We start from the raw sequence: 1,568 nt of genomic DNA, 5'->3' as shown, positions 1-1,568 counted from the left end.
CTTCCGGTTACCCACATTTTGGCTGCATCAGGTTGGCTCCGAGCATCATGTCCATGAGGCGTGACCAGCCTCGCCACATGACGGTATTGCCGGGTGGGCGGTCGCGTCTGCGGGCGAGGTAGCCGCCGAGACAGGCGATTTTCAGGAGGTAGTGCAACGTCGTCTTCTCAGCCGGTATGGTCGGCCGATCGCGGACGGCGCGGTCGACAACGGTCATCTCCGCTTCGGTCAGGGCTGTTTGGGGCGGCGCATCCGGCGCGGTCCTGGCGATCATCGTCGTCCAGAAGATGCGCCAGCTGAGAATGCAGCATAGCGCGATCAGCTTGGTCAGCCGCTCAGCTGTCCGCAGCCGTGCCGCCTCGATCTGGCAGCCCGATTTCAGGATCTTATGGAACAGCTCGATCTTCCACCGCTGGGCGTACCACTGCAGCTTCTCGACGGCCCCCTCGGGTGAGGTGACGGCCAGGTCGGTCACGAGCTTCCATTCGATCCTTTCGCGTCCACGCGGCTTCCGCGCCTCACGGGCATGGATGACCGTCAGGTCAAGGGCGGGATAGCGCTTCTGCTTGCCGATCGGCGGCAGGATGTGCACCCGCTTGTATTGCAGCTTGAGTTCGGCCTGGCTGACACTGCCGTCCTCCGCCGTGACCTCGATGCGGTGCTGCCCTGCAATGGGAACGCGTGCCATTACCCGGGCGACCGTGCGGCGCCCATCACTCGCCAGCCGGTCCACACAAGTGCGGACGAGGAAATGCGTGCCCGCCTCCCGCGCGGCGCAAAAGAACTCGTAGATGTCGTTCTCCCGGTCGCCAACATAAACGCAGCGCCCTGGGTCACCGAGCAGGGCGCTCGACTGCGTCAGGCTGGATAGCCAGCGAATGCTCTCCTTCTCCTCGATCGGCACCCGCGTCGGGTTGATGTGGCGTTTGAGCGCGTTCGTGCCTTTGAACTCCTTGCGGGTCCAGAATTGGGCCGCTGCGAGGCCAAGCGGCAGCCCCTCAGTTGTCACCACGAAGCTCGAATGCATCAGCAGCCCGCATTGCGTGTAGGTCCGTGGCTTGCCGTTGCGGTCCCGACCGATCGGCATCCGGCCGATAGTGCCGATGGTCTCGGGCCTGGCCCAGCGGAAGCTGAACGCGGTCGTGTCCTGGACAACCAGGACCAAGCCTGGCGTGGCCGCGAAGCGGCTGGCGGTGGCCTGGAGGTGTCCCGCCATGATCGCGTCTTCCCCGAACCGTTCATTCGAAAGGAAGCGGTAGGCGGCTTTCGTGCCTGCCCAGTCCTGGCAAGCCAGCGGCAGTGGGGCGCCCATCGCCCTCTCAAGCTGCCGCAGCAGCTGCCGCAACCGGCTGCAGAGCCGCTTATCGCCAAGGGCACATCCAGCAACCTCCGCGTCGACCCAAGATGCGCCATCGCCAGCGACCACCTCCAAGCCGCTGCCGCTTGCCCGCAGTGCCGTCTCCGACATCGCCGCCTCCCACGACAATGCTGGGTAGTTGGGCAATCACCTCCCCCTCAGCATCGCCAACAGGCCATCCGACACGGATTTGTGGGTAATCGGAAGCAGC

At 64.9% G+C, this 1,568-nt stretch carries 1 protein-coding gene; it reads right to left on the bottom strand.

Annotated elements, in window-relative coordinates:
* Window positions 1-7 precede the first annotated feature (7 nt).
* Window positions 8-1,468: an IS4 family transposase gene (locus tag AC0IW9_RS30315; RefSeq protein WP_471652025.1), complete on the bottom strand. Its 1,461-nt coding sequence runs from the start codon at window positions 1,466-1,468 to the stop codon at window positions 8-10.
* Window positions 1,469-1,568: the final 100 nt, after the last annotated feature.

The sequence above is a fragment of the Belnapia sp. AC561 genome, from assembly GCF_979252845.1.
Note: the sequence above shows the minus strand (reverse complement) of the source record. Positions and strands in the feature narration are given on the sequence as shown.